General features: G+C 61.0%; 15 protein-coding genes. 14 read left to right on the top strand and 1 reads right to left on the bottom strand.

The window, feature by feature from the left end:
- The first annotated feature begins 22 nt into the window (after window positions 1–22).
- From OC71_RS28475 to OC71_RS06305, 9 genes are all read left to right on the top strand, one after another.
- A complete protein-coding gene (locus OC71_RS28475; RefSeq protein WP_256198919.1) occupies window positions 23–148 on the top strand; it encodes a hypothetical protein in 126 nt (41 codons plus the stop codon).
- Window positions 145–3,084, top strand: a complete 2,940-nt coding sequence (glnE, locus tag OC71_RS06340) for a bifunctional [glutamate--ammonia ligase]-adenylyl-L-tyrosine phosphorylase/[glutamate--ammonia-ligase] adenylyltransferase (protein ID WP_041065857.1) — start codon at window positions 145–147, stop codon at window positions 3,082–3,084. The genes OC71_RS28475 and glnE overlap by 4 nt, the downstream gene beginning before the upstream one ends.
- 305 nt (window positions 3,085–3,389) lie before the next feature.
- The gene (gene waaF / locus OC71_RS06335; RefSeq protein WP_041065855.1) at window positions 3,390–4,424 is read left to right on the top strand and encodes a lipopolysaccharide heptosyltransferase II; all 1,035 of its coding nucleotides are present in this window, start codon (window positions 3,390–3,392) and stop codon (window positions 4,422–4,424) included.
- Between the two features lies 1 nt (window position 4,425).
- Window positions 4,426–5,487 carry a lipopolysaccharide heptosyltransferase I gene (waaC, locus tag OC71_RS06330; RefSeq protein ID WP_027611365.1) on the top strand — a complete coding sequence of 354 codons (1,062 nt, stop codon included), beginning with the start codon at window positions 4,426–4,428 and terminating at the stop codon, window positions 5,485–5,487.
- Complete coding sequence (locus OC71_RS06325) at window positions 5,487–6,608, top strand: glycosyltransferase family 4 protein (RefSeq protein ID WP_041065851.1); 1,122 nt, start codon at window positions 5,487–5,489, stop codon at window positions 6,606–6,608. The genes waaC and OC71_RS06325 overlap by 1 nt, the downstream gene beginning before the upstream one ends.
- Window positions 6,609–7,415 carry a lipopolysaccharide core heptose(I) kinase RfaP gene (gene rfaP, locus OC71_RS06320; RefSeq protein WP_041065847.1) on the top strand — a complete coding sequence of 269 codons (807 nt, stop codon included), beginning with the start codon at window positions 6,609–6,611 and terminating at the stop codon, window positions 7,413–7,415. It abuts the gene before it with no gap.
- The gene (locus OC71_RS06315) at window positions 7,415–8,149 is read left to right on the top strand and encodes a lipopolysaccharide kinase InaA family protein (protein WP_041065844.1); all 735 of its coding nucleotides are present in this window, start codon (window positions 7,415–7,417) and stop codon (window positions 8,147–8,149) included. Before rfaP ends, OC71_RS06315 begins: the two co-directional genes overlap by 1 nt.
- Window positions 8,146–8,898, top strand: coding sequence for a lipopolysaccharide kinase InaA family protein (locus OC71_RS06310; protein WP_041065841.1), 753 nt, complete (start codon window positions 8,146–8,148; stop codon window positions 8,896–8,898). Before OC71_RS06315 ends, OC71_RS06310 begins: the two co-directional genes overlap by 4 nt.
- Window positions 8,898–10,349 (top strand): lipopolysaccharide kinase InaA family protein, encoded by a 1,452-nt coding sequence (locus tag OC71_RS06305; RefSeq protein WP_041065838.1) that lies wholly within the window; start codon window positions 8,898–8,900, stop codon window positions 10,347–10,349. Before OC71_RS06310 ends, OC71_RS06305 begins: the two co-directional genes overlap by 1 nt.
- Window positions 10,350–10,492: 143 nt before the next feature.
- On the opposite strand, the gene OC71_RS06300 is transcribed toward OC71_RS06305, so the two are convergent.
- The gene (locus tag OC71_RS06300; protein ID WP_041065835.1) at window positions 10,493–11,698 is read right to left on the bottom strand and encodes a hypothetical protein; all 1,206 of its coding nucleotides are present in this window, start codon (window positions 11,696–11,698) and stop codon (window positions 10,493–10,495) included.
- Window positions 11,699–12,075: 377 nt separating this feature from the next.
- Between OC71_RS06300 and OC71_RS06295 the strand changes: the two genes are divergently transcribed.
- The 5 genes from OC71_RS06295 to OC71_RS06275 are packed head-to-tail and all read left to right on the top strand — an operon-like array spanning window position 12,076 to window position 18,439.
- Complete coding sequence (locus OC71_RS06295; protein ID WP_041065832.1) at window positions 12,076–13,833, top strand: carbamoyltransferase; 1,758 nt, start codon at window positions 12,076–12,078, stop codon at window positions 13,831–13,833.
- Window positions 13,817–14,947, top strand: a complete 1,131-nt coding sequence (locus tag OC71_RS06290) for a glycosyltransferase (protein WP_041065829.1) — start codon at window positions 13,817–13,819, stop codon at window positions 14,945–14,947. The genes OC71_RS06295 and OC71_RS06290 overlap by 17 nt, the downstream gene beginning before the upstream one ends.
- Window positions 14,947–15,843 (top strand): antimicrobial resistance protein Mig-14, encoded by an 897-nt coding sequence (locus tag OC71_RS06285; RefSeq protein ID WP_041065825.1) that lies wholly within the window; start codon window positions 14,947–14,949, stop codon window positions 15,841–15,843. The genes OC71_RS06290 and OC71_RS06285 overlap by 1 nt, the downstream gene beginning before the upstream one ends.
- 8 nt (window positions 15,844–15,851) lie before the next feature.
- Window positions 15,852–17,288, top strand: coding sequence for a PIG-L deacetylase family protein (locus tag OC71_RS06280; protein WP_041065822.1), 1,437 nt, complete (start codon window positions 15,852–15,854; stop codon window positions 17,286–17,288).
- On the top strand, window positions 17,285–18,439 hold the full coding sequence (locus OC71_RS06275; RefSeq protein WP_041065819.1) for a glycosyltransferase family 4 protein: 1,155 nt from the start codon (window positions 17,285–17,287) through the stop codon (window positions 18,437–18,439). Before OC71_RS06280 ends, OC71_RS06275 begins: the two co-directional genes overlap by 4 nt.
- The last annotated feature ends 6 nt before the right edge of the window (window positions 18,440–18,445 follow it).

Raw genomic sequence — 18,445 nt, 5'->3', positions numbered from 1 at the left:
ATCCAAAAAAGGTGAAAGTTTGATGCTGGATGCCAAAGAAGAAGAAATTTCAGCTATTTCTAACTTTTGTTCGACAGTCCTTCGCGTAGCGGGTTTTCATCAAACACTACAAGCGGCCATTTACACGCCGATCAAGGATAGACCATGACCCTGCCCGTGCTCGCTGAACTCCCCGCCATTCTCCTGCCGTTGGTCACTCGATCCGAGCAGTCGTTCCGTACGGCCGTGGCCTCCCTTGAAGACGATCACGGCCTGTCGAACTGGACACCGGAGCGTTGGGCGCAATTCGCCCGCGTCGGTGCCGCCAGCGATTTCGTCATTGAACAGAGCGTTCGTGACCCTTTGATGTTGCTGACGCTGGTGCAGTCCGGCGAACTCGACCGGCCGTACGCGCCGGGTGAACTCTGCGCGCAGATTGCCGCCGCCGTGAACACCGCGCAAAGCGAAGATGAGCTCGGTCGTGTCCTGCGTCGCCAGCGCGCTCGCCATCAGGTACGAATCATCTGGCGCGACCTGAACCGCCAGGCCGATCTGGTACAGACCTGCCGCGATCTTTCAGACATGGCCGACGCCACCATCGATCAGGCTTATCAATGGCTGTACAGCCGCCATTGCCAGCAGTTCGGCACGCCGACCGGTCGGCGCAGCGGTCTGCCGCAACAGATGGTCATCCTCGGCATGGGCAAGCTCGGCGCGGTGGAGCTGAACCTGTCGTCGGACATCGACCTGATCTTTGCCTACCCCGAGGGCGGCGAAACCGTCGGCGTGAAACGTGCGCTGGATAATCAGGAATTCTTCATTCGTCTCGGTCAGCGCCTGATCAAAGCCCTCGACCCGATGACCGTCGACGGCTTCGTGTTCCGCGTCGACATGCGCCTGCGCCCGTACGGTTCGTCTGGCGCGCTGGTGCTGAGCTTCAATGCGCTGGAGCAGTATTACCAGGATCAGGGTCGCGACTGGGAACGCTACGCGATGATCAAGGCGCGGGTGGTGGCCGGCGATCAGACTGCCGGCGCGCAGTTGCTCGACATGCTGCGCCCCTTCGTCTATCGGCGTTATCTGGATTTCTCGGCGATCGAAGCGCTGCGCACCATGAAGCAGTTGATCCAGCAAGAAGTGCGGCGCAAGGGCATGGCCGATAACATCAAGCTCGGCTCCGGCGGGATCCGCGAAGTCGAGTTCATCGCCCAGGCTTTCCAGTTGATCCACGGCGGGCGCGACCTGAGTCTGCAGCAGCGTCCTCTATTAAAGGTATTGAGCACGCTGGAAGGGCAAGGCTATCTGCCACCGGCAGTCATTAGTGAATTGCGCGAAGGCTATGAATTTTTGCGTTACACCGAGCATGCGATCCAGGCGATTGCCGATCGCCAGACCCAGATGTTGCCGGACGGCGCTCAGGATCAGGCGCGTATCGCGTTCATGCTCGGTTTTGCCGATTGGGCAGCTTTCCACGAAAAACTGATGTTCTGGCGCGGCCGGGTGGCCTGGCACTTTGCGCAGGTGATCGCCGATCCCGATGAAGAAGAGGGCGCCGACTGCGAAGTGGTGGTCGGCGGTGAGTGGTTGCCGCTGTGGGAAGAGGCGCAGGATGAAGAGGCCGCTTGCCGGCAGCTCGAAGAGGGCGGCTTCGCCGATGCGACCAAGGCCCTGAAAGCGCTGGCGAGCCTGCGTGGCAGTCCGCAATTGCGCGCGATGCAGCGGCTGGGTCGCGAGCGTCTCGATGCGTTTATTCCGCGCCTGCTGGCGCAGGCGGTGGAGCATGACAACCCGGATCTGGTGCTGGAACGAGTGTTGCCACTGGTCGAAGCCGTGGCCCGACGCTCGGCTTATTTAGTGTTGCTGACGGAAAACCCCGGCGCCCTGCGGCGCTTGCTGACGCTGTGTGCGGCCAGTCCGTGGATCGCCGAACAGATCACCCGTTTCCCGCTGCTGCTCGACGAATTGCTCAACGAAGGCCGGCTGTTCAAGCCGCCCCTGGCGCCGGAACTGGCCGCCGAGCTGCGCGAGCGCCTGACGCGGATCCCCGAAGACGACCTCGAACAGCAGATGGAAGCCCTGCGTCACTTCAAACTGGCGCACCGCTTGCGCGTCGCCGCGTCGGAAATCGCCGGCAGCCTGCCGTTGATGAAAGTCAGCGATTACCTGACCTGGCTGGCTGAAGCGATTCTCGAGCAAGTACTGGCCCTGGCCTGGCGCCAGACCGTGGCCAAGTACGGCACGCCGCTGCGCACCGATGGCAGTTTGTGCGATCCGGGGTTCATCATTGTCGGTTATGGGAAAGTCGGCGGGCTGGAACTGGGGCATGGTTCGGACCTGGATCTGGTGTTCATCCATGACGGCGATCCGCAGGCGGAAACCGACGGGCCGAAGCCGATCGATGGCGCGCAGTTCTTCACCCGGCTGGGGCAGCGGATCATTCACTTGCTGACGGCGCAGACCAACTCCGGTCAGCTGTACGAAGTGGACATGCGTTTGCGCCCGTCCGGCGCGTCGGGGCTGTTGGTCAGTTCACTCGGTGCCTTCGAGCGCTATCAGGAAAATGAAGCCTGGACCTGGGAACATCAGGCGCTGGTGCGGGCGCGGGTGCTGGTGGGCAGTCAGGATGTCGGCCAGGCCTTCGAGAAAGTCCGCGCGCAGGTTTTGGGTAAAGCGCGGGATCTGGCGAAATTGCAACAGGAAGTCAGCGAGATGCGCGCCAAGATGCGCGACAACCTCGGCACCAAGGGTACCGCGGCCGGTACGGCGGCTAATGCCTTCGAGGCCACGGCGCCGTTCGACCTCAAGCAGGACGCCGGAGGTATCGTCGATATTGAATTTATGGTGCAATACGCGGCCCTGGCGTGGTCGCACAGCCACCCGCCATTGCTGCGCTGGACCGATAACATCCGCATTCTGGAAGAGCTGGAACACGAAGGGCTGATGCCCGCCGAAGACGCCAGCCTGTTGCGCGAAGCCTATAAGGCTTACCGCTCCGCCGCCCACCGGCAGGCCTTGCAGAAGGACGCCGGGGTGATTGCAGGCGACCAGTTTGTCGAGGAACGCCGGCAGGTATTGCGGATCTGGAAAGAGTTGGGGCTAAGCTGAAACCGGATATTTGAAGCATCGAATACCTTGTGGGAGCGGGCTTGCCCGCGATGGCGGAGTGTCAGCCACCGTCGCTTTCAGATGTGATGGCCTCATCGCGGGCAAGCCACGCTCCCACAGGGACTTGTGGTGATTTGCAGATTGAGACACGAACAAACCATGTAGGAGCGAGCCTGCTCGCGATAGCGGAGTGACAGTCGACAGTCATGTTGAAGGTAATGACCCATCGCAAGCGGCGCCGCTCCCTCAGTGATTCTCGAGGCGGGGAGGCGTAAATGCCTCCCCGGTTCGTTTATGGAAACCACATGAATATTCTGATCGTTGGGCCCAGTTGGGTCGGTGACATGGTGATGGCGCAGACACTGTTTCAGTGTCTCAAACATCGCCACCCGCAATGCGAAATCGACGTGCTGGCCCCCGAGTGGAGCCGGCCGATCCTTGAACGCATGCCCGAAGTGCGCAAGGCCTTGAGCTTTCCGCTCGGCCATGGCGCGCTGGAACTGGCGACGCGTCGGCGCATCGGCAAATCCCTGGCCGGCCAGTACGATCAGGCGATCCTGCTGCCGAATTCGCTGAAGTCGGCGCTGGTGCCTTTTTTTGCTGGCATCAAGCAACGCACCGGCTGGCGCGGCGAATTCCGCTACGGCCTGCTCAATGACGTGCGCACGCTGGATAAAGAACGTTATCCGCTGATGATCGAGCGCTTCATGGCCCTGGCTTACGAGCCGAACGCCGAACTGCCGAAACCGTATCCACGTCCGAGCCTGCAAATCGATCCGGTGACCCGCGAAGCGGCACTGGCCAAGTTCGGTTTGACTCTCGACCGTCCGGTGTTGGCCCTGTGCCCCGGTGCCGAATTCGGCGAGTCCAAGCGCTGGCCGTCCGAGCACTACGCCAAGGTCGCCGAAGCGCGGATTCGCGAAGGCTGGCAGGTGTGGTTGTTCGGCTCGAAAAACGACCACGCGGTAGGTGAAGACATCCGCGCACGGCTGATTCCCGGCTTGCGTGAAGAATCGGTCAACCTCAGCGGCGGCACCTCGCTGGCTGAGGCCATCGACCTGTTGTCCTGTGCCGATTCGGTGGTGTCCAACGACTCCGGCCTGATGCACGTGGCGGCGGCGTTGAACCGTCCGTTGGTGGCGGTCTACGGCTCGACGTCGCCGGGTTTCACCCCGCCGCTGGCCGAGCACGTCGAAATCGTTCGGCTGGGTCTGGATTGCAGCCCATGCTTCGACCGTACCTGCCGGTTCGGCCATTACAACTGCCTGCGCCAGCTGATGCCGGATGCGGTCAACGATGCCTTGCATAAATTGCAGGGCACTGTGGTCGAGGTTCATTAAGTTGCGGGTATTGCTGATCAAGACTTCATCGCTGGGCGACGTGATTCACGCGTTGCCGGCACTGACCGACGCGGCCCGGGCCATCCCCGGGATCAAGTTCGACTGGGTGGTGGAAGAAGGCTTCGCCGAAATTCCGACCTGGCACCCGGCCGTCGGCAAGGTGATCCCGGTGGCGATCCGTCGCTGGCGCAAGAACCTCTGGCAGACGATCAAGAGCGGCGAGTGGAAGCGCTTCAAGCAAAGCGTGCGCGCCAGCCAATACGATCTGGTGATCGACGCTCAGGGCCTGCTGAAAAGTGCCTGGCTGACGCGCTACGTCAAAGCCCCGGTGGCCGGCCTCGACAAAGGCTCGGCGCGCGAGCCGATCGCTGCACGTTTCTACGATCGCAAACTGGCGGTGGCCCGTGGACAGCATGCGGTCGAACGGGTGCGTCAGCTGTTCGCCATCGCCCTCGGTTATGACCTGCCCAAAGGGTTGGGCGACTACGGCCTCAACGTCGAGCGTCTGGTGGAATTGCCGCGCAAGAGCGCCTTCGTGGTGTTCCTGCACGGCACCACATGGGACACCAAGCACTGGCCGGAAGCCTACTGGCGCGAGCTGACAGAGCGCGTCGGCTATCTGGGCGTCGGGGTCAAGCTGCCGTGGGGCAACCCGCTGGAGAAGGCCCGTGCCGAACGGATTGCCGCCGGTTTCAAGCACGCCGAAGTGCTGCCGAAGCTAAATCTGGCCGGGGTCGGCAAAGTGCTGGCCGGCGCCCAGGCCTGCGTCGCGGTGGACACCGGCCTCGGTCATCTAGCCGCCGCGCTGGATGTGCCGACGATTTCGCTGTTCGGCCCGACCAACCCGGGCCTGACCGGCGCCTACGGCAAGGTGCAGATTCACATGGCCAGTGATTTCCCCTGCGCTCCGTGCCTGCAAAAGAAATGTACCTACCAACCGACTGCGCAGGATGCCCGTCAGTTTGACCTCAAGCGCGAGCAGCCTCTGTGCTTCACGCGTGTAAATCCCGAGCGTGTCGCCAGCCGTCTGAGCACGTTGTTAATGGCTGAGGAGCTGCGCTGATGCAATTGGCTTTTGTCCTGTACAAATATTTTCCGTTCGGTGGCTTGCAGCGCGACTTCATGCGCATCGCCCTCGAATGCCAGAAGCGCGGCCATCAGATCCGTGTCTACACGCTGATCTGGGAAGGCGACGTGCCGCCCGGTTTCGAAGTGCTGGTGGCGCCGGTCAAGGCGCTCTTCAATCATCGGCGCAACGAGAAACTCACGGCGTGGATGGAAGCGGATCTGGCCAAGCGTCCGGTGGACCGCTTGATCGGCTTCAACAAGATGCCGGGTCTGGACGTCTACTACGCCGCCGACGGCTGCTTCGAAGACAAGGCGCAGAACCTGCGCCATTCGCTGTATCGCCGTTGGGGCCGCTATCGCCATTTCGCCGAGTACGAGCGCGCGGTGTTCGCCAAAGACGCGAAAACCGAAGTGCTGATGATTTCCGAAGTGCAGCAGCCGCTGTTCATCAAGCATTACGACACGCCGCTTGAGCGCTTCCATCTGCTGCCGCCGGGTATCGCCCAGGATCGTCGGCGGCCGGCGGATGCCGACCAGATTCGCGCCGGTTTCCGCGCCGAATTCAACCTCAAGGACGACGAACTGCTGCTGGTGCAGATCGGTTCCGGGTTCAAGACCAAGGGCGTCGATCGCAGCCTCAAGGCGCTGGCGGCATTACCCGCCGAGCTGAAGAAACGCACCCGGCTGTTTGTAATCGGCCAGGATGACCCCAAATTGTTCCAGATGCAGAGTGCGACTTTGGGCCTGGGCGACAACGTGACGTTCCTCAAGGGCCGCAGCGATATCCCGCGCTTCCTGCTCGGCGCCGACTTGTTGATCCACCCGGCGTACAACGAAAACACCGGTACGGTGCTGCTCGAAGCGCTGGTGGCCGGGTTGCCGGTGCTGGTCAGCGCGGTCTGCGGTTACGCCCATTACATCGCCGAGGCGGATGCCGGGCGCGTGCTGGACGAACCGTTCGAGCAGGCGCAACTGACGCAGTACCTGACTGACATGTTGAGTGACGACGCTGCACGCGTGGCCTGGAGCCGCAATGGTCTGGCCTTCGCCGAGACGGCCGACCTCTACAGCATGCCGCAGCACGCGGCCGATGTGATTCTGGCGGAGCACGCTTAAATGAAGTTGATGCTGGCTGAACCGTTCAAGAGCCTGTGGGCCGGGCGCGACCCGTTCGCCGAAGTCGAAGGCTTGCAGGGCGAGGTCTATCGCGAGCTGGAAGCTCGACGCACGCTGCGCACGGAAGTCGACGGCAACGGATTTTTCGTCAAGATCCACCGGGGCATCGGCTGGGGCGAGATCTTCAAGAACCTGCTGACCGCCAAGCTGCCGGTGCTCGGCGCGGGTCAGGAATGGCAGGCAATCCAGCGTTTGCAGGCAGTCGGCGTGCCGACCATGACCGCCGTGGCTTACGGCGAGAAGGGCAGCAACCCGGCGGATCAGCATTCGTTCATCGTCACCGAAGAGCTGGCGCCGACCGTCAGCCTCGAAGATTTCAGCATCGATTGGGTCAAGAGCCCGCCGCAGCCGAAACTCAAGCGTGCGCTGATTGCTGAAGTGGCACGCATGACCGGCATGATGCACCGCGCCGGGGTCAACCACCGCGACTGCTACATCTGCCATTTCCTGCTGCACACCGACAAACCGGTCACGCCGGACGATTTCAAGCTCTCGGTAATCGACCTGCACCGCGCGCAGACCCGTGCAAAGATTACTCAACGCTGGCGCAACAAGGATCTGGCCGCGCTGTATTTCTCGGCGCTGGACATCGGTCTGACCCGTCGCGACAAGCTGCGTTTCCTCAAAGGCTACTTCCAGCAACCGCTGCGGCAGATCCTGGCAGAAGAAGCGCCGCTGTTGAGCTGGCTCGAAGGCAAGGCCAACAAGCTTTATGCGCGCAAACAGCGTTACGGGGATGCGCTCTGATGGCGGGTTGGACTCTTGAGCCGCAATACAGCGAACTGAGCGAAGATTTCGGCAGCCTCGAAGCGGTGTTTGCCCTGCAGGGCGAGCGCCTGACCCGTGACCCGCTGTCCGAAGTCATCCGCGTGCAGCGCAACGGCGTCAATTACTACGTCAAACGCTACGTCGGCGCCGGCAAAGGCTTGCGCCGCTACCTGGGCAAGCCACGGGTGAAGATGGAGTGGCAGAACCTCAAGCGCTTCGCCAAGTGGGGCATTCCCACCGCCGAAGTGGTGGCCTGGGGGCTGGAGCGACGTGGCGCGGCCTATGCTCGTGGCGCGATGATCACCCGCGAGCTGCCGCGCACCGAAGACCTGTCGGCGCTGGCCGAACGCAACGATCCGAAACTCAAGGATCGCCTGTGGGTTGATGGCATCAGCCGGCAACTGGCCGGCTACACGCGAACCATGCACGACCACCGCTTTACCCATAACGATCTGAAGTGGCGCAACCTACTGATCGACGATCAGGCGCAGCTGTTTTTGATCGACTGCCCGAACGGCGATTTCTGGCGCGGCTTCTGGCTCAAATACCGGATCACCAAGGATCTGGCCTGTCTCGACAAGGTGGCCAAATATCACCTGTCGAACACCCAGCGCCTGCGCTTTTACCTGCAATACCGCGGACGTGATCGGCTGAATGCCGCCGACAAGAAACGGATTCGCCACGTGGTGAGATTTTTCGAGGGACGCGAATGACTGATTTCCTGGCTGCTGATGACCGGGCGCTGCTTGAGCGTCATGGCCTCGGCACTTTCGACGCGCTCTGGGCCAAACAGCTCGAAGCCGTGGACGAACCGAACACCGATGGCGGTGGCTGGAGCAGCGTGTTTCGCCTGGAGCTGGAAGGTCAGGCCTACTACCTCAAACGGCAGAGCAATTACCTGACCCGCACCCTGCATGCGCCGTTCGGCGAACCGAGTTTTGCCCGCGAGTTTCGCAATATCAGCCGCTACAACAAGCTGGGAATTCCTGCGCTGCAAGCGGCGTTTTTCGGCGAGCGCAAGGTCAAGGGCGATGTTCAGGCGATCCTGCTGACCCGTGCCCTCGACGGCTGGGACGACCTTGATTCGCTGTTGCAACGCTGGTCCGAGCTGAGCGCCGCGCAGCAATCGGCCATTCTCAAGGCCTGTGGACAGCTGGCGCGCCTGCTGCACGGCGTGCGTCAGGTGCACGGCTGTTTTTATCCCAAGCACATTTTCTTGCAGGCTGATGGTGAGGCTTATCGGGCGCAGTTGATCGACCTGGAAAAGACCCGGCCCCTGCTGTTCGGCATGCGCGACCGGGTCAAGGATCTGGAGCCGCTGCTGCGTCGCGCGCCGGAATGGAGCGAGGAGCAATTGCGCGAGTTGCTCGCGGCGTACCTCGATCAAACCGTCGACAGTTCGCTGGTCGACAGCTGGGTTTCGCGCCTGACCGCACGGCGCAGTCGCAAGGAGACCCGTTGATGCGCTTGTCCGAACTGAAAAACGCCGGGCGTGCGCCGAGTCTGCCGCTGACGATTTCGCTTGCCGATGCGGCAGGCCCAGCGGATCTGCAACTGCTGAGTCTGCTGCGGGTGTTGCCGGGGCAGCGCTATGTCGGTGCCGGGGTCTGGCGCGGGCGGCCGGTGCTGGCCAAATTGCTGGTGGGCAGCAAGGCTGCACGGCATTTTCAGCGCGAGCTGACGGGCGTCAAACTGCTCGCCGAACAAGGCCTGACCACGCCGCTGTTGTTGGCTGATGGCTTGCAGGACGGCGAGGGTGGCTGGCTGTTGTTCGAATTTCTCGAAGGTGCCGAAAGCCTCGGTGATGCCTGGCAGAAAGTCGAATCGCTGCCGGTGCTGGCGGACGAGCAATCGGCGGTACTCGCCGAGGCGCTGGGCGCGATCGGTCAACTGCATGGCAAAGGCCTGTGGCAGGAAGATCTGCACCTCGACAACCTGCTGCGCCAGGGCGGTCAGTTGTACCTGATCGATGGCGCCGGGATCTGCGCCGAGACCTCTGGCCAGCCGCTGTCGCGGCAGAAAGTGCTGGAAAACCTCGGGGTGTTTTTCGCCCAGTTGCCCAAGTCGCTGGAGCCGTTCACCGAAGAATTGCTGGTGTATTACCTGCTGAGCAACAGCGAACACGCGTTGCCGCTGGAAGCCTTGCAGAAGCAGATCGCCAAGGTGCGCGCCTGGCGCCTGAAGGATTACCTGATCAAGGTGGGCCGCGAGTGCACGTTGTTCAGTGTGCAGCGCGGTGCGTTCGCCTTGCGGGCGATCCGTCGCGAGGAAGAAGCGGCGATGCTGCCGATGCTGGATCAGGCCGATGCGCTGCTCGATCAGGGCCATCTGTACAAGACCGGCGGCGCGGCGAGCGTCGGCAAGGTCGAAGTGGCCGGGCGTACGCTGGTGATCAAGCGCTACAACATCAAAGGCTTTGCGCACTGGCTCAAGCGCTTCTGGCGCCCGAGCCGTGCGTGGCACTCGTGGCGTGAAGGCAATCGCCTGGCGTTCCTCGGCATCGCCACGCCGAAACCACTGGCAGTGCTGGAAAAGCGCTTTCTGTGGCTGCGCAGTCGCGCCTATCTGGTGACCGAGTTCCTGCCGGGGCCGGACATCATCGAGCGCTTTGCGCCGTATGTTGAAAGCGGTGCAGCGCCGGAATCCGAGTTGCAGGCGCTGGATCAACTGTTCGCCCGATTGATTGCCGAGCGCATCAGTCATGGCGACTTCAAGGGGCATAACCTGTTCTGGCAGGAGGATCGCTGGGCATTGATCGACCTGGATTCGATGTGTCAGCACGGTTCTTCCGGCAGCTTTGCCCCCGCCTATGCCAGGGATCGCGCGCGGTTTATGCGCAATTGGCCTGAAGGAAGTGCGCTTTATCAGGTCATTGACCAACGTCTTCCCAAGGACAGCGCTAGCGCTGGCTGAATCTGGGCTATCGGTCCTGTGTGGGCAAGCCCGCTTCCACAGTCGTGCCGGTCGTTCAGAACTCCCTGTGGGAGCGGGCTTGCTCGCGATGGCGGCGGTACGGCTTGCGCCTGTCTTGAAAGGCGACGCCTGTTCTGTTTTTTTTACGTGTTCAGATAGCGCACCATTCCTACAAGGCTTCCTTTTGGGTGTGCAACCACGTCCCCTGTTACCAGAAGCTTGCCGTCGTTTTGTATATGGATGCGACGGGCCATATCAATCCCTCCAAGGTCCGTCATGATCCGCCCGTCGTTACCAAAGGTGGAGTCTACGTTTCCATTTTCGAGATAGCGCATCAGCGTGAAGTTGGATCTCTCGGAATCTCCGAACGACGCTCCAGCAGCTACGACTTTGTTGTCGGACTGTATGGCAACTGCAAAGTGCAGGGCTGCGCGATCATACCCTTCCATGTTAGGTTTCCCTCCGTAAAACGCATTGTCCGGCTTTCCATTTGGATGGATGCGAATTACCAGAGGCCGACCCTCGCCCTCAAAGTAGGCGACACCCGAGGCGACAATCTTTCCATCCGATTGTTGTGCAATGTCTGTGATTCCCACTGCGGAGCTGCCTTCTACAGGAATGATGGCAACTCCAGCGTCGCCAAAGTCGGGATCAATCTTGCCATTGTCCAAGTAGCGGGTAAACATCAGTTTGTTGTTTAGTGCGCCTGCGAACAGCAATTTACCAAGCGCCAATGTGAGTGTTGGTCCGATGTTAATATTGTCGGGCTTCACGACTCCATCCGTGCCAAAGTTGATATCAGGCTCACCGTTATCGCAAAGACGTCGAATAAGTAACGTGCCGATATCAAAGCCGTAAGTAATTGAGCTCACGAGCACAATTTTCCGGTCGTCCTGTATTGCAAGACTGTGAAACTGTTCCAATCCGGACTGTCGCTCAAAGATCAGTCGGCCACCCGTGCCAAACGTTTCGTCAAGTTTGCCGTCAGGCAGAACCCTGATCAGATACGCCTTATGCGGGGGCTCGTTTAAATTGCCGAAAGACCCCGCTATAACGGCTTTGCCATCGGGCTGCAGGGTAATCGATGCTTGTTGGATGAATTGTCCAGGGACAAGGTCGATGTATTTTATTCCCTGATCGCAAAAAAGACGGTCTACAACGCCGGTGTCTAGATGTCGCACGAGCACCAGTTGGTATGTGGCTCGAGTGACGCTGAGGATTTTTCCATCGGTCTGTAATATGGAAGAGCCGAAAGTTGTTGTATCTGGAATCTTGAAAAGTACCTTCCCGTCAATACCAAAAGTCGGGTCGGGGGCGTTGTAGTCTTTAGAGTTGGTTAGTGTGTTCATTATCTGCTTTCCTATGCGAAGTTAATAACAAATGCGCGAGTGGAAATACCTGCTGTCTAGATATAAACGTAATGATTTGTTGTGGGCTACTGTCAGAAATGACAGTCGCGACCAGCGGTGTTTAAACAATATTTGTTATCGCTAATGCGCCAGTGAAACTCTTCAGAAAGTGTGCGAGGGGACGGCGCTGAACGTGGGCATGCCAGCCTGTCGCTCAGGCAAGGCGAAAGCGTTCTCCCCATGTCAATTAACCTCTGGGTCATTCCCGTCATCTTTACGCTATAATCCCGCCCTTTAGCTGTCTCTCGCCCGGTGCGAGGGCACATCAATTTTCAAGGCGCATCGCGCCTGAACGCAGACTAAAGAGGCTAGACCCTGTGGCATTGACGATTCTTGGCCTGTCCGGCGCCCTTAGCCATGACCCTTCAGCCGCCTTGTACATCGACGGCAAGCTGGTGGCGGCGGCTGAAGAAGAGCGCTTCGTCCGCGATAAGCATGCAAAGAACCGCATGCCCTACGAATCGGCGAAGTTCTGCCTGGAACAGGCCGGCATCAAGCCGTCCGACGTTGACGTGGTGGCGATTCCGTTCGCCCCGATCAGCCTGTTCGGCAAGGCCCGCTGGCAGTATGCCAAGCGTTACTGGTACGCCCCGGATCGTGCACTCGACGCGATCCTGATGGGCAACCGTCGCTACAAGCGTTATCGCAACAAGATCGTCTGGTGCCTGGAGCAACTGGGCTTTGATCCGAAGAAGATCAAGATCGAGCCGGTCGAGCACCACCTGGCTCACGCCTCCAGCGCCTACCACTGCTCGGGTTTCAAAGAGAAAACCGCGATCCTCGGCATCGACGGCAAGGGCGAGTACGCCACGACCTTCTTCGGCTATGGCGAAAACGGCAAGATCCACAAGATCAAGGAATTTTTCGATCCGGACTCCCTCGGCGGCCTGTACGGCGCGATCACCGAGTTCCTCGGCTTCGACATGCTCGACGGTGAGTTCAAGGTCATGGGCATGGCGCCGTACGGCGACGCCAGCAAATACGACTTCTCGCGCCTGGCTTCCTTCGAGAACGGCGAGTTGGTGATCAACACTGACTACGCCAACGTGATCGGCCTGCGTCGCTACAAGGAGAAGGGCAAGGGTTACTACTTCTCGCCGAAACTGATCGAGTGGCTGGGTCCCAAGCGCGAGGGCGACATCGCCGACGAGCCGTACATCCACTACGCCGCCAGCATCCAGGCACTGTTCGAAAAAATCGCGCTGCAGATGATCGATTACTACCTGGGCGACGTGCTCAAGGAAACCGGCAAGCTGGCCTACGCCGGTGGCTGCGCGTTGAACGTCAAGCTCAACCAGAAAATCATCGCCCGTGACGACGTCAAAGAGCTGTTCGTACAGCCTGCATCCGGCGACGCCGGCACCGCAGTCGGTGCCGCGGCCTATGTGTCCCACGCCCGTGGTGTGCCGGTCGAGAAGATGGAACACGTCTACCTCGGCCCGTCGTACAGCAACGAAGACGTGATTGCCGCGTGCGCCCGTCACGAGAACAAGCCAACCTGGCGCAAGCTCGACAACATGCCGGAGCAGATCGCCAAAATCATGGTCGATGGCAACCCGGTGGCCTGGTTCCAAGGCCGCATGGAGTTCGGTCCGCGTGCACTGGGCGGTCGTTCGATCATCGGTTGCCCGAGCGTGGCCGGCGTGGCTGACCGCATCAACCACCAGATCAAGTTCCGCGAGCGCTGGAGGCCTTTCTGCCCGTCGATGCTCGACACCGTGGCGCCGCAGATGATCAAGATCGATCACCCGGCGCCGTTCATGACCTTCACTTTCGAAGTGGCGGAAGAGTGGAAGACCCGCGTGCCGGAAGTCGTCCACGAAGACGGCACGTCCCGTGCCCAGGTCCTCAAGCGCGAATACAACCCGCGTTACTACGACATGATGAAGGCGCTGGAAAACCTCACCGGCAACGGCGTGTCGTTGAACACCTCGTTGAACCGTCGTGGTGAACCGATGATCTGCTCGCCGACCGACGCTCTGAACATGTTCTTCGGCTCCGATCTGCAGTACCTGATCATGGAAGACATTCTGGTGGTCAAAGAGGGCGCAAACGCTTATGACTCGCTCGGCTGAACGCCATGTGCTGCAGTTCTGTCACGGCTATGACGGGCCGTTCCTCGACTGCGCACGGCAGTACGCCAGCCTGTTCGCGGGCACCGGTTATCGGGTGACCACGGTCTTTCTGACCGGGGCCGCCGATAGCGAGGTGGCCGCAGCGTGTGCTTCCGATGAAGTGTTGTTCATGGAATACAGCTCCAAGGCCATTCGTGGCCTGAAGCTGGGCGCCATCGGTGATCTGCGCAAGATCGCCGCTTCACGCAATTTCAGTTTCTGCATCGCCCATCGCTTCAAGCCGATCTACATCGCCTTGCTCGGCACGTCGCTGCCGGTGATTGGCGTGCACCACGCGTTTGACGATTACAAACGCGGCACGCGCAAGCTGTTCGCGCACATTTTCCGCAAGCGTCTGAGCCTGCTCGGCGTCTCCGACGCAGTACGCGACGACATGCGGCGCTGCCTGCCGAGATGGCCGTCGACCCGCATCCAGACCTTGTACAACCGCATCGATGTGCCGGCCTTGCAGGCCAGTCAGGTGTCAGCCCGCGAGGCTCGCGAGACCCTCGGTCTGGCGGCGGATGCGTTCATTGTCGGCAACGTCGGTCGGCTGCACCCGGACAAGGATCAGGCCACGTTGCTGCACGGTTTTGCTGCAGCGTTGCCCGGTCTGCCGGGCAACAGTCAACTGGTGATTCTCGGCAAGGGCCGTCTGGAGCAGGACCTCAAGGAGCTGGCGCGCGAACTGGGCATCGGTGACCGGGTGCTGTTTCTCGGTCAGGTGCCGGACGCGCGCAATTACTTCCGCGCCTTCGATGTGTTCGCCTTGAGCTCCGATCACGAACCGTTCGGCATGGTGCTGCTCGAAGCCATGGCCGCCGGCGTGCCGTTACTCGCCACTGCCTGTGGCGGGGCCAAGGAAGTGGTCGAAGGCGTGGGCATTCTGTTCCCGCTGGGCGATGCCGAACACCTTGCACAAGGCCTGCAACATTTGGCCGGTATGGATGATCAGCAACGCCGGCAGTGCGCCGAGCTGATGCTCGATCGTCTGCGTGAGCGTTTCTCCGACCGTGCGGTGCGCGACACCTTCTGGCGTCTGCCGCAAGTTACCGATCTGGCACCGAGGGGCTGATGCTCAACCGATTTCAAGGCTGGCGCGAACGTGGCTGGTCGCCCGTTGACGCCTCCACCTATGCCAGCGCCTGGCAGCGTTTTGGCGGCAGTGTCGCGACCCATCCGCTGGTGGTCGAACGCCTGGCGGATCTGGCCGGTATCCCGGTGCGTTATCTGGCCTGGGAGCAGGACGGCGAAGTCAAAGCGGCAATCCCGACCTGGGGCCGTGATTTGGCGCTGTCCAAAGACGTGCTCAAGCGCAACGGCAAGAAAGGCCTGTTCGACCTCGGCAATGCCGAGTTGATTCTGCCGGCCGCCGCCGATGCCCAGGCGCCGCTGCGCCATCGCGCACGCTATCTGTCGGCGCTCAACGAAAACCGCTTCAGCGGCCTCAAGTTGCAGACCGAACAACTGGCCATGGCCCGCACCCCCGAAGAATTGTCGAAGAAGTTTCGCTACAACCAGCGCCGCGAACTGCGCCTGCTGGAAGAGGCGGGTGGACTGGTGCGCCCGGTCAGTGAGTTTTCCAGTGCCGAGCTGGCGGCGATCTACTGTGATCTGTTCCAGCGCCGCTGGGGCTTTCCGGCCACCGGCGCGGCGCGCATGGCCGAGGTCATCGAGCTGCTGCGCGAACTGTTGATCGGTTCGGTGATTTTCCTCAATGATGCGCCGATCGCGATTCAACTGGTGTACCGCGTCGAAGCGCCGGAGTGGATCAGCGTCGAGTACATCAACGGCGGCGTCGACCCCGAGACCCGCGAATTCAGCCCTGGCAGTGTGTTGAGCTTCCTCAATACGCAAAGCGCCTGGGAACAGGCGCGAGCACTGAACAAGCCGTTGCGGTTTTCCTTCGGTCGCGCCGACCGTGAATACAAGGATCGCTGGTGCAATCCCGTGCCGGTGTTCACCGTATGAGTCAGCCCATGAGCCGCAAACAGCAACTGCTCAAGCGTCATCGCCGCAACAAGCGCGTCACCTTGCTGATCGCCCTGATCGTGCTGATTGCGCTCGGTGTGCTGGTCGCGTGGTGGTTGCCGCTGGTGCTCGCGGTGGTCGGCTGGATCGCCCATGAATCGTGGTTTGCCGATCACCTGTTCTATTCGCCGAAAGACGATTACCAGTACAGCTTTCCGCCGTTTACACCGCAGCCGAAGGTGCATCTGAACGGCGAACAATTGCGTCTGGATGAAGGTGTGATGCTGGTCGACGAAGCGACGTTGATCCTCGCGGTAAAGGTTAAAAGCACTTGGCTGGGACGTTTCCTCGATCCGCGCGTCGAACTGCTCGGCGGGGCGAATCCGGATGCGCAAACCTTCGAACGCGGGGTCAATGGCCTGCGTTACCTGAACCTCAGCGGTCAGGCACAAACCCTGTCGCAAGGTCAGTTGCGTTTGCGCGGGCGCTTCTGCCGGGTCTCTGGCGAGCCTGTTTTGTGGGCACTGGAGCAACCGGACTACCGCCGTCAACGGGTGATGGTGATTGCACCACACGCCGACGACGCCGAACTGGCGGCCTATGGCTTGTACAGTCAGGCCGATGAAGCCTGGATTGTCACCCTGACCGCAGGCGAGATCGAAGCCGAGCACTATCAGCAGATGGGCCTGAACAAGGTCGAAGCGGCGCGACTCAAGGGCCGTCTGCGTGCCTGGGACAGTCTCGCCGTGCCGCGTTGGGCCGGCGTACCTCAGGAACACTGCGTGCAGCTCGGTTACTTCTGCCTGCAACTGGCGGCGATGCAGGCCGCGCCGAATCAGGCGGTGGGCTCGCGCGAAGCGGATCTGAGCGATACCCGACTGTTTCGCCAGTTGAATCCGTTCACCTTGCCGGGCGACGCCGATGGTGCGCCGACCTGGAACAACCTGCTGGCCGACCTGCGTGAAGTGCTGCTGCGCGCCCGTCCGGACGTGATTGTGTTGCCGCACCCGACCCTTGATCCGCATCCCGATCATATCTGCGCCCAGCAAGCGGTTTTGCAAGCGCTCCAAAGTCTCGACTGGCAGCCGACGTTGCTCGGTTACGCCAACCATTTGCACGACAACGACCGCTGGCCGATGGGCAACACCGGGCAGGGCATTGCCTTGCCGCCGGCCTTCGATGCGGCGGCGCCGATGCAGCCGCTGTGCCTGTCGCTGTCCCTTGAACAACAGCGGGACAAGGCCATGGCGCTGGGCATGATGCATGACCTGCAACCACCGGCGCCATTCAAGCGCCGCCTGCGCCGCGTGATTCAGCGCCTGCTCGCCGGGCGGACACCCTCGGTATACGGGGAAAACGAGTTTTTTCGAAAAGCGGTCAGACGCCAGGAATTGTTCTGGTTATTGAAGCACGGTGAACCGGGCGATCAGCGGGGAGAGTCATGAGTCAACGGTCCAAGGTGTTGCAGCTGCAACCCGACTACAACGTCAAAGCCCATGATTTCGCCGACCTGGCCGAGCAGATCGTCAAGGCGTTACCGGCTGATCGCTATGAAGTCACGGCGGCGTTCCTGCGCGGCAAACCGGGGCCGGGCGAGCCGGTGAGCCGGGCTGACCGTTCGGTGTACTTCGAGTTTTCCGACAAGTCGCTCAAAGGCATGCGCCTGCGGGCGATGTGGCAGCTGTACAAGTTCTGCCGTCGGGAAAAGTTCGATGTGGTGATCTGCAACCGCTTCAAGCCGGTGAATATGATGCTGGCGCTCAACCGCTGGTTGAAGGTGCCGCTGTGCATTGGCATCTCCCACGGTTTCGGCGAATACGACCGCTTTTACCGACGTCGTCAGACCCAGCGTCTGATCGATCGGCACTGGCGCTTCGTCGGCGTGTCACCGGCGGTCAAACAGTACCTGCTCGATTGCGACTGCGGCTTCACCGACCAGAACACCTACGCCATTACCAATGCCATCGACATCGAGCAGGCCGAGGGCTTGCAGCACAGCCGCGAAAAAGCTCGCGAACTGTTGGGCCTCGACCCGAATGTGCGTTTGATTGGCGCGCTGGGGCGGTTGGTGTCGGTCAAGGGGCACACTTATCTGCTGCAGGCGTTCGCTGCACTGAAAGACAAATACCCGAACACTCAATTGGCGATCATCGGAGCAGGGCGCCTGCAGGCTCCGCTGGCGGCCGAGATCGAACAACTGGGCCTGAGCGGGCGTGCGCACTTGCTGGGCTTCAAGGAAAACGCCCTGCAATACGTGCGTGCGTTCGACATCTGGACCATGCCGTCGCTGGCCGAGGGCCTCGGTCTGGCGTTGCTCGAAGGCATGAGCGGACACCTGCCGGTGATCGCCTCGAATGTGCCGGCCATGTTGCCGCTGATCGAAGGCGCCGGTGGCTTGGCGATTACACCCAAGGATGTACCGAGTCTGGTCGCCGCGCTGGACAACTACCTCGCGCTATCGGATGAAGAACTCAAGGCCAAGGGCGAGCAGGCTTATCGCTACCTGCAAGAACAACACGACATCGAGGTGTTCCGTCAGCAATACCTGGACTTGATCGATTCTGGCCTGGAACAGGCCCGCAAGGAGCAGCCGTGAGCGAAG

Source organism: Pseudomonas sp. W15Feb9B (genome assembly GCF_000828175.1).
Classification (GTDB): domain Bacteria; phylum Pseudomonadota; class Gammaproteobacteria; order Pseudomonadales; family Pseudomonadaceae; genus Aquipseudomonas; species Aquipseudomonas parakoreensis.
Note: the sequence above shows the minus strand (reverse complement) of the source record. Positions and strands in the feature narration are given on the sequence as shown.

Coding starts and splice junctions, on each gene's coding strand:
- OC71_RS06310 (WP_041065841.1), top strand. CDS start 8,146: ATGACTGATTTCCTGGCTGCTGATGACCGGGCGCTGCTTGAGCGTCAT.
- OC71_RS06305 (WP_041065838.1), top strand. CDS start 8,898: ATGCGCTTGTCCGAACTGAAAAACGCCGGGCGTGCGCCGAGTCTGCCG.
- OC71_RS06285 (WP_041065825.1), top strand. CDS start 14,947: ATGCTCAACCGATTTCAAGGCTGGCGCGAACGTGGCTGGTCGCCCGTT.
- OC71_RS06315 (WP_041065844.1), top strand. CDS start 7,415: ATGGCGGGTTGGACTCTTGAGCCGCAATACAGCGAACTGAGCGAAGAT.
- rfaP (WP_041065847.1), top strand. CDS start 6,609: ATGAAGTTGATGCTGGCTGAACCGTTCAAGAGCCTGTGGGCCGGGCGC.
- OC71_RS06275 (WP_041065819.1), top strand. CDS start 17,285: ATGAGTCAACGGTCCAAGGTGTTGCAGCTGCAACCCGACTACAACGTC.
- OC71_RS06280 (WP_041065822.1), top strand. CDS start 15,852: ATGAGCCGCAAACAGCAACTGCTCAAGCGTCATCGCCGCAACAAGCGC.
- glnE (WP_041065857.1), top strand. CDS start 145: ATGACCCTGCCCGTGCTCGCTGAACTCCCCGCCATTCTCCTGCCGTTG.
- OC71_RS06325 (WP_041065851.1), top strand. CDS start 5,487: ATGCAATTGGCTTTTGTCCTGTACAAATATTTTCCGTTCGGTGGCTTG.
- OC71_RS06300 (WP_041065835.1), bottom strand. CDS start 11,698: ATGAACACACTAACCAACTCTAAAGACTACAACGCCCCCGACCCGACT.
- waaF (WP_041065855.1), top strand. CDS start 3,390: ATGAATATTCTGATCGTTGGGCCCAGTTGGGTCGGTGACATGGTGATG.
- OC71_RS06290 (WP_041065829.1), top strand. CDS start 13,817: ATGACTCGCTCGGCTGAACGCCATGTGCTGCAGTTCTGTCACGGCTAT.
- OC71_RS28475 (WP_256198919.1), top strand. CDS start 23: ATGCTGGATGCCAAAGAAGAAGAAATTTCAGCTATTTCTAACTTTTGT.